We start from the raw sequence: 9346 nt of genomic DNA, 5'->3' as shown, positions 1-9346 counted from the left end.
GGCGCAGCCCCACCCCGACCCCGCGGACCGAGCTGGCGTCGGCGGCGCCCGGATCAGGGGCGGTGGGCCCGCACGTGCAGCTGGGTGGCGAGCGCCGCGAGACCCGGGTGGTCGGGGTGGGCGCCGACCGCCCGCTCGAGGGCGAGCGGCGCGCTGCGCACCTCCTCGCCGTCGACGAGCGCCTCGGGCACCAGGTCGCTGAACAGGCGGACCCCGTGCAGGTCGCGCGGTGCGAGGCCGGCGGCCGTGAGCAGCTGCACGACGGACGCGGCGTCGAACCGGCGCGGCAGCGGGTCGGCGGCGCCCCAGCGGCCATCCGGGTCCTCGAGGGCGCGCGACGCCTCCGCGAAGCGACCGGCGAGGGCCCGGGCGACGACGACCGCGGATCGCTGCGCCACCAGCACGCTGGCCGCACCGCCCGGCCGCAGCAGCCGGGCGACGGCCGACAGCGCCGCCGCCGGGTCGTCGACGTACTCGAGCACCCCCTGGCGGCCGACGAGGTCGACGGTGCCGGGCGCGGCGACGTCGTCGCGCTGCCCGGCGTCGGCCTGGACACCGTGCACGCGCTCGGCGGCGCCGACCTCGGCGGCGCGACGCTGCAGGGCGGCGAGGGCGTCGGGGCTGGGGTCGACGACGGTGACGTCGTGCCCGAGCCCGGCCAGCGCGACGGCGAGGCCGCCGGTGCCGCCGCCGACGTCGACCACGGCGAGCGGCTGACCCGCCTGACCCGGCTGTGCGGACAGGTCGGCGACCATGCGCTGGACGGCCTCCCAGACCACGGCCGTGCGGGGTGCGCCGGCCAGGTCGCCGCGGCGCGGTCGCCGCCCCTGCGGCTGCTCGTCTGCCACGCCGTCGCCTCCACGAGCCGGGGCACCCGGGGGTGCCGAGGACGCGCACCGGGTCGTCGCGCCGCGATGGACCACCCTAGGGCGTGCCGGAGGGGCACCGGCGCGCCCGGCGAGGTCGTGGTCGCCGACGAGGTCACCCGGGCGATCCCTGCGACCGGTGCCACAGGCGCCGCGCCACCTGCATGGCGTCGCGCTCGCGAGCCTCCTTGGCCAGGTGCGCGGCGGCCTTCGCGGTGTCCTCGCCGGCCGGCCGCACGTCGGCGTACGGCGACTGCCGGAACCCGCTGGCGTGCACCAGCACCCGTCGGTGCCCGAGGCCGCCGCCCATGCCGCCGGCGCGTCCGCCGCCGTCGTCCCCGCTGCCCTGCCCCGGCACCGCCTGCTGGGGGTCGAGCTTGACGAAGAACGGGCGCGGCGACCGGCTGGCGGCCGCTCCCTCGGTGGCCTGCGCGGTGTAGCCGGCCTGCTCCACGGCACGCTCGTCGGCCGCGGCGATCGCGTCGCGCACGCCGTCGAGACCGCCGTCGGTCCACGCCTCCCACAGCGGCGGCAGCTCCCACGCACCGGTCGCGCGCAGCGACACCCCGCGCGGGCCGGTGCGGCGCAGCACCCCCCGCACGACGAGCATCCAGGAGTGGAACACCGTGCCCGCGTACGGGCCCTGGACGTCCTCGAAGAAGGTGGCGTCGACCGGCCCGGTCGCGTCGTCGAGGGTCAGGAACACCACCCGGCGGCCCGAGCGGATCGGCGGGGTCTGCGTCGCGACCTTCACGCCGGCCACCAGCAGCTCCGACCCCCCGCGGCGGCGCAGCAGGTCGCGGCTGCGGGTGATGCCGAGCGCGTCGAGCATCGGCGCGTACAGGTCGAGCACGTGCGCGCTGGCGTCGAGCCCGAGCACCTCGAGCTCGGCGCGCACCCGCTCGACGCCGGTCATCTCCGGCAGCCCGCTGGGCCGCGTGGTGTCGGGTGCGTCACCGAGGTCGAGCGCCAGCTGCACCGGCTGCTCGGCCGCCGGCACCACCTCGCGCGGCGCCTGCGACTGGGCAGCAGCCAGCACCCGCACGTCGTCGGTGCCGTCGGTGCCGCCGGTGCCGTCGAGGCCGTCGAAGAGGTCGGGCCCCACCGCGTCGTCCGGACCACCAGGACCGCCCGCACGACCGCCCCCGGTCCCGCCCGGGCCGGACCGGGGCTGCCAGTCGAGCGGGTCGGGCGGTGCCGGCCGGCCGGACCGGCGACCCGGCGCGGACGCCGGCACCGGCGTCGTCGCCCGGCCCCGCCCCCGGCGTGCGGCACCCCGGCCGCCGCGCTGGTCGGCGCGGTCGGTCGCCCTGGTCCAGCGGTCGAGCTCGGCGACCTGCAGCAGCAGGTCGCGTCGGGTCACCTGGCCGCGGCGTCGCACCGGCAGCCGACCGGCCAGACCGCCGAGCCCGTACAGGCTGTCGAACGCCCCCGCCACGACCAGCCGCTCGACGACCGGTCGGCTCACCCGGGCCCGGTGCCAGAAGTCGGCCAGCGAGGCGTACGGCCGCCCGGCCACCACCCGCTCCACCTCCGCCGCGCTCATGCCCTTCACGTCGGCCAGCGACAACCGGATGCCGTAGGCGCGGCCGTCGGGCAGGTCGGGGTGCGGCCGCGGGCGCGGGCCGTCGTCCGGCCGGTCGGGGCCGGCGTCGAGCTGGTCGAGCACCGCGGGCGGCGGCTCGTCCCACGGCGCGACCCGCTCGACCCGGTAGCTGCCGTCGGAGGCGTTGACGTCGAGGCCGAGCACGGCGATGCCCAGGCTGCGGGCGTCGTCGAGGATCAACCGCTTGGGGTACATGCCGGGGTCGTGGGTGAGCACCCCGGCGAGGAACGCCGCCGGGTGGTGCGTCTTCAGCCAGGCCGACTGGTAGGTGGGCAGGGCGAACGCGGCGGCGTGCGCCTTGCAGAAGCCGAACGAGGCGAACGCCTTGAGCACCTCCCAGATGCGGTCGACGTCGGCCGGCGCGTACCCGGCCCGCAGCGCCAGCGGTCGCCACCACGCCTCGACCTCGAGCTGCCCGGCCGGGGAGCCCATGGCGCGGCGCACCTCGTCGGCCTCCGGCAGCTCGACGCCTGCGGTCGCCTTGACGATGTGCAGCACCTGCTCGTGGAAGACGACGACGCCGGACGTCTCCTCGAGGGTGAACTTCAGCTTCGGGTGGAGGTACTGCGGCTCGCGCCAGCGCTGCCGCGCCTCGAGGAACGGCGTCACCATGTCGGACTTCACCGGCCCCGGCCGGAACAGCGAGATGTCGATGATGATGTCGTTGAACGTCTCCGGCCCGAACTTGCCGACGAGCTCGCGCTGGCCGGGTGACTCGATCTGGAAGCAGCCGAGGGTGTGGGCCGTCCGGATCAGCCGGAACGTCGCCGGGTCGTCGAGCGGCACCTGCTCGCGGTCGTCGAGGTCGACCTGCACCTCGTCGACCCGGGCGACCTCCTCGACGGCGTACGCCATCGCCGACTGCATCCGGATGCCGAGCACGTCGAGCTTCAGCAGGCCCATCGCCTCGACGTCGTCCTTGTCGAGCTGGCTCATCGGGAACCCCAGCCAGCTGGCCTCGACCGGGGTGCGGTCGAGCAGCGTGGTGTCGGACAGCACCACGCCGCACGGGTGCAGCGCGACGTGCCGGGGCAGCGCGTCGAGCCGCTCGACGTGGTCGAAGAACATCGCCAGCCGGTCGTGGCCGAGACCGCTCGCGCGCAGCTCGGGCAGCTCGGCCACCGCGTCGCGCGCGTTGCGGGCCCGGATGTGCGGGAACGCCTTCGCGATGGCGTCGACCTCGGCCGGCGGCATGCCCAGCGCCGCGCCGACGTCGCGCACGGCGTGCCGCACCCGGTAGGTGTCCATCATCGACACGCAGGTGACCCGCTCGCCACCGAAGCGCTCGAGCACCCGCTCGTAGACCTCGGTGCGCCGGGCGGACTCGACGTCGACGTCGATGTCGGGCAGCTGGGCGCGCAGCGGCGAGCAGAACCGCTCCATGAGCAGGCCGTGCTCGATCGGCTCGATGCCGCTGATGCCCAGCAGGTGGTTGACCAGGCTGCCGGCACCCGACCCCCGGGCCGCGACCCGCACCCCCATGTCGCGGATCAGGTCGCACACCTGGGCGACGGTGAGGAAGTACGTCGGGTAGCCGAGCTGGCGCACGTAGTCGAGCTCGACGTCGAGCCGGTCGCGCACCTGGGTCAGCCGGGCGTCGCTCGCGCCGGCGTAGCGCGACCCGATCGCCGCGGTGCACCGCTCGCGCAGCACCTGCATCGGGTCGTCACCCGGGCGCAGGTCGAGCACCGACGGCTCGGGCAGGTGCACCGACCCCAGCCCGAGGTCGCGCGCCGGGTCGAGCTCGCAGCGAGCGGCCAGCGCGGCGGTGTCGGCCAGCAGCCGCGCGGCCTCCTCGGTGGCGACCTGCCGTCCCCCGCCGAGGCCGGCCGCGACGTCGGCGGCGGTGCGGGCCATCGCGGCACCGGACCGCAGGTGCCCCTGGGCGGTCACCCGGTCGAGGTGCCGCTCGTCGAGCGCCACCAGCCGCCGGGCGGCGTCGAGCACGTCGACGGTCGTCGCACCGGACGGGTCGGCGTACCGGACGGCGTTCGTGAGCACCGCGGGCACGCCGCACTCGCGGGCGAGGGCGAGCATCCGGGCGGCGTGGTCGACGCCGAGCGGTCCGCCGGGCGGGGCGTGGTGGCAGACCACCTCGACGAACAGCGCCCCCGCCGGCAGCACCTCCTGCCAGCGCCGCAGCACCGCCCGCGCCAGGTCGGGACGGCGGGCCAGCACCGCCCGGCCGACCTCCGACGAGGGCCCGAGCAGCACGGCGAGGGACGGCGCGGTCGCAGGATCGACAAGCCTCGACGGACCCGACGGACCCGACGCGTCGAGGAGCGCCTCACCAGGTGCGGCACCGAGGTCACCGACCGTCGCACCGGTCCCGGCGCCCCACGCGAACCGGGCGACGGCGCTCAGGTCGGTGACCGGCGCCCCCCGGCCACCGCCGAGGTGGTTGCTGCCGAGGTGCGCGTTCGACACCAGCCGGCACAGCGCCGCCCACCCGGCGCCCTCCCGCGGCGCGGCCCCGTCGGTGCCACCGGGGCCGACCGAGCCGAGCGCGAGCACGGTGACCCGCGGATGGCGCAGGTCGACCGGGGCGCCGCCCCGGGCCGGGGTGCTGCGGGTGGCCGCCCGGGCCGACACGGAGGGGTCGGCCCAGGCCGGCAGACCCGCGACCAGACCGGTCGGCGCCGTCGCCAGGTCGACGCCGAGCAGCGGTGCGACGCCGGCGGCCTGGCAGGCGAGCACGAACTTCACGCTGCCGTAGAGGCCGTCGCGGTCGGTCAGCGCGAGCGCCCGCATCCCGTGCTCGACCGCTCGGTCGACGAGCTGCTGCGGGGCGCTGGCGCCGTGCCGCAGCGAGTACCCGGAGGCCACGTGCAGGTGCACGAAGGAGTCGGTCACGGGAGGCCTCTGGATGGGGTCGGGGGCGGGTCGGGCGGGTGAGCGGTGCGGGTCAGGACGCTGCGGGTCAGGACGGCACGGGGACCGCCCCGGTCGGCAGCACCTCCTGGCGGGGCAGGCCGAGCGAGGACTCGACGAGCAGCAGGAAGGTCTCGGCGTCGCGGAGCAGGTCGTCGGCCTGCCGGGTGCTCACGACGTCGTCGCGGCCGGCCTCGAGCGCGGCCCGGCGGGAGGCACCGGCGTCGAAGAAGGCCGCCCACTCACCCAGCTCGGGCGCCACCGTGGGCAGCACCTCCCAGACGCTGCGCGGGCGACTGCGCCGGCTGGGGCGCCCGCGCACCGCCAGCACGGCGGCCGCGCTGCGCAGCGCGGCGAGGTGGGCTGCCACGTAGCGCTCCCCCGCGCTGCGGGCGGTCACCGAGGTGACCAGGCTCTCGTGAGCGCGGTCGAGCAGGTCGAGGCTGGTCGGTGCGAGCCCCGGCGGGGTGGTGGTCGGCATGGCGTTCCTCCAGGTGCTGTGACACGGGGTGCGGCGTGCCCTGCGCGGGCTGGACGGCGCGTGGCCGGGTGGTGACCACGCGACGTGCGCTAGTCGTCGACGCTGGTGAGCTGCCACGCGGGGACGCGTGCCGGGTCGTGGACGAGCTCGTAGACCCCCACCGGGCTGCAGCGGCCCGCCGCGGCCTCGACCCGCCACACCTCGCGCTCGGCCGGCACGGTCGCGAGCCGGCCGCCGGACGGGGCGTCGGGGTCGGCGCCGAGGCCGAGCAGCGCGAGACCGGACGGGTCGCGCCACCACCCCCGCCGCTCGTACCAGCGGGCCTGGACCGCGCGGACGTCGTAGAACCGGCCGCGCCACACGAACGCCACCGGCTGTCGGGGCTCGTCGGGGTCGAGGTCGACACCGGGCGGATCACCCTCGCACCGCACGTCGACCTGCTCGTCGTACCGTCGCACCATCGCCGGACCTCTTCCGCTCGCACGCCATCAGGACGGCTGCCGGCGGGGGAAGGCTGGGCAGCGACGGGTCGACCGAGCGGCCGGGCGGTGGCTTCCCCACCACCGCCCGGCCGACCGGACGACCCGACCCGCGCGGCCCGGGGTCGAGTCGGGCCGAACGGGTCGCTCACCGCCGGGGCTGGGGATGGCCGCCGGCGGTGTTCGAACACGTGTTCGAACAGAGCCCAAGGTACACCCCGGCTCCGACAGTCCGTCAACCGCTGACGGGGCCGGTTCGCACCGCGATCGCACCGCCCGACGGGTGCCGCCTCCGGTACCGCGGCAGCGTGCTCAAGACCGGCCGACGCTGCGCCGATCAGGTGACGTGCAGCCGCGCCCCGACCCCTCGACCCCAGCCCGCACGACCGACCCGACCGGCCCGACCAACCCGACCGGCCCGACCGGCCCGACCGGCCCGGAGCCGCTCGCCGTCGTGGTCACGGTCGACGCCGACCTGCCGCCCGCCGCGGGCGACCTCGTCGGAGCGGTCACCCGGGCGCTGCGAGCCGACGACGGGCTGCCGCTCGTGGTGGTCGTCGACGGGCTCGACGAGCCGACCGAGGCGCACGCCCGCCTGGTGCAGGACTGGTGCCTCGGCCCCGCGCAGAGCCAGGCCGGCGACGACGGCGGGTTGCCCGAGATCGAGCTGCTGGCCCAGGACGAGGCGGCGCTGCTGGACCCGGTGCTGCGCCTGGCCGCGGGCGCCGACCCGGCGGCGTGCGCCGGGCAGCTCGAGCGCCTGCAGCACGTGCTGGCCAGGCACCGCGCGACGGCCGCAGCCGCCGGGACCGCTGCGGCGAGCCCGGCACCCGGCACCGGGCGTCCCGCGGACGACGACACCCAGGCGCCCGGCGTCCTCCTGGTGCTCGTCGCCGACCAGACGCCGGAGGCGGTCGCGCACGCGCTGCGCGGGCACGTGCTCGGCCTGCAGGAGCTGCAGCGCGGCGGCGTCGCGTCGTCGACCGTGCTGGTCGAGCACCACCCCGACCCGCGGTCGGCGGCGCTGCTCGACCTCGTCGAGGGCGCGCAGGTGCTGCGGCCGAAGCAGGCGGTGGGCGTCGCCGCGGCGTGGGAGCAGGGGTGGACGGCGCAGGCCGGTCCGCCCGGCGACCTGGTGCTGCTCTCGACCGCCACCAGCGTGCCGGCCTCCGGCAGCATCACCCGGCTCGTCGCCGCCCTCGACGACCCGGACGTCGTGGCCGCGCTCCCCGGCACATCGGCCCCGGCAGCACTGATCGTGCGGCGCGCCGCGCTCGAGCGACTGCGCGCGGCGTCCGGGCGGGCCGCGGGTCAGACGCGTCCGGCGCTCATCACCGTCGAGCGCCTGGTGCGCCGGCTGCGCGCGCTGGGCCGGATCGAGGTGGTGCGGGACGCGCCGTTCGACGGCGTCCCCGTGCGGCAGCAGCCGACCGTCGCGCGCCCCGGCTGGGTGAGCGCGCAGCTGCGGCTGGGTCACCCCGACGCCGCCACGGTCGGGCCGTGGACGTACTTCACCGGCAGGGGCGCCCGGCTGGAGACGTACGACGTGCACGAACGCATCGAGATCGGCGCGTACTGCTCGATCGCCGACGAGGTCGCCCTGGTGAACCCCGGCGACCCGCGGCACCCAGCCGTGACCACCTCGGGTGGCCTGCGCCCCAACGACACCCGCGGCGGCCACCGGCCCTGGACCGCCGCGTCCTTCCCGATCGCGAACCGGCTGCCCGGCGTCGAGCACGTCGGCGACCCGGACGACTTCGTGCCGGGGACGGCGAGCACGCTGCGCATCGGCCACGACGTCTGGATCGGCTTCGGCGCGACCGTGCTGGGCGGGGTGACCATCGGCCACGGGGCGGTGATCGGGGCGCGGGCCGTCGTCACGCGCGACGTGTCGCCGTACGCCGTGGTGGTCGGCAGCCCGGCGCGGGTGATCCGCTCTCGGGTGCCCGAGCACCTCGTCGAGGAGATGCTGGCGATCGCCTGGTGGGACTGGCCCGAGGACGTGCTGGTGTCGCGCGCCGGGTGGTTCACCAGACCCGCCGAGGAGTTCGTCGCCGCCTTCCGTCGCACTCGGCAACCGGCTGGTTAGGCGCGCCACTACGCTCCGCGCATGAGCGACCTGCTGCAGCACCCCGGCGTGACCCGGGTCCGCGACGCGCTGGCCGGGCTGGGCACGCAGGCGGTCGTGCGGGTGCTCGACGACAGCGCCCGCACGGCCCAGCAGGCGGCCGACGCGCTCGGCGTCGAGGTGGGCCAGATCGCCAGCTCGCTGGTCTTCCAGACGGTGGCGCCGGTCGGCGACCCCGACCACGGCCGGCACGCCGCCGGGTCGGACCCCGAGCCGGTGCTCGTGCTGACGTCGGGTGCGCACCGGGTCGACACCCACCGGGTGGCCGACCTGATGGGCGTGGCGGCGCTCGACCGGGCCACGCCCGACCTGGTGCGGGCCACCACGGGCTTCGCCATCGGCGGCGTCGCGCCGGTCGGGCACCTCGTCGCCGTGCGCACGTTCGTCGACGTCGCCCTGGCCCGCTACGACGTCGTGTGGGCCGCCGCCGGCCACCCGCACGCGGTGTTCGCGACGACGTACGACGAGCTGGTGCGGATCACCGGCGGGACGCCGGCCGAGGTGGCCTGAGGGCTAGCCGACCTCGGCCTCGGACGGGGCAGCCAGCCCCATCCCGGCCAGCTTCAGCGCCACGACGGGCACGGTCACCTCGAACTGGTCGGCGAGCTCCTCGATGGTGCAGCCGAACTCCACGCCCTCGCGCAGCTGCTGGTCCTCGTCCGGCGTCCAGACGTGCGGACCGGTGGCCACCGGCTGCTCGTCAAGCTCGAGGTCCGGCTCACGCACCGGCTCCGGCTCACGCACCGGCTCCGGCTCACGCACCGGCTCCGGCTCACGCACCGGCTCCGGCTCACGCACCGGCTCCGGCTCACGCACCGGCTCCGGCTCACGCACCGGCTCCGGCTCACGCACCGGCTCCGGCTCACGCACCGGCTCCGGCTCACGCACCGGCTCCGGCTCACGCACCGGCTCCGG

Annotated in this window: 7 protein-coding genes; 2 read left to right on the top strand and 5 right to left on the bottom strand. The window is 77.0% G+C overall.

What is annotated here, in order from left to right; translation table 11 throughout:
- Window positions 1–53: 53 nt before the first annotated feature.
- The 4 genes from ACYVI6_RS16810 to ACYVI6_RS16795 form a co-directional block, all read right to left on the bottom strand.
- Window positions 54–848, bottom strand: a complete 795-nt coding sequence (locus ACYVI6_RS16810; RefSeq protein ID WP_460447464.1) for a methyltransferase — start codon at window positions 846–848, stop codon at window positions 54–56.
- A 133-nt stretch (window positions 849–981) separates the two neighbouring features.
- Entirely contained in the window at window positions 982–5325 is a 4344-nt protein-coding gene (locus ACYVI6_RS16805) for a DNA polymerase III subunit alpha (protein WP_460447463.1), read from the bottom strand.
- Window positions 5326–5392: 67 nt separating this feature from the next.
- Window positions 5393–5824: an SAV_6107 family HEPN domain-containing protein gene (locus ACYVI6_RS16800; protein ID WP_460447462.1), complete on the bottom strand. Its 432-nt coding sequence runs from the start codon at window positions 5822–5824 to the stop codon at window positions 5393–5395.
- Between the two features lie 89 nt (window positions 5825–5913).
- On the bottom strand, window positions 5914–6285 hold the full coding sequence (locus tag ACYVI6_RS16795; protein WP_460447461.1) for a DUF6504 family protein: 372 nt from the start codon (window positions 6283–6285) through the stop codon (window positions 5914–5916).
- Between the two features lie 364 nt (window positions 6286–6649).
- Here ACYVI6_RS16795 and ACYVI6_RS16790 point away from each other — a divergent pair, with 364 nt between their 5' ends.
- Entirely contained in the window at window positions 6650–8392 is a 1743-nt protein-coding gene (locus ACYVI6_RS16790) for a CatB-related O-acetyltransferase (protein ID WP_460447460.1), read from the top strand.
- Window positions 8393–8413: 21 nt separating this feature from the next.
- Window positions 8414–8941 (top strand): YbaK/EbsC family protein, encoded by a 528-nt coding sequence (locus ACYVI6_RS16785; RefSeq protein WP_460447459.1) that lies wholly within the window; start codon window positions 8414–8416, stop codon window positions 8939–8941.
- A gap of 3 nt (window positions 8942–8944) precedes the next feature.
- Here the strand turns inward: ACYVI6_RS16785 and ACYVI6_RS16780 are convergent, their stop codons facing one another.
- The gene (locus ACYVI6_RS16780; RefSeq protein WP_460447458.1) at window positions 8945–9157 is read right to left on the bottom strand and encodes a hypothetical protein; all 213 of its coding nucleotides are present in this window, start codon (window positions 9155–9157) and stop codon (window positions 8945–8947) included.
- Between the last annotated feature and the right edge of the window lie 189 nt (window positions 9158–9346).

The sequence above is a fragment of the Angustibacter aerolatus genome (genome assembly GCF_054776675.1).
This window is presented reverse-complemented; position numbering and strand designations above follow the sequence as displayed.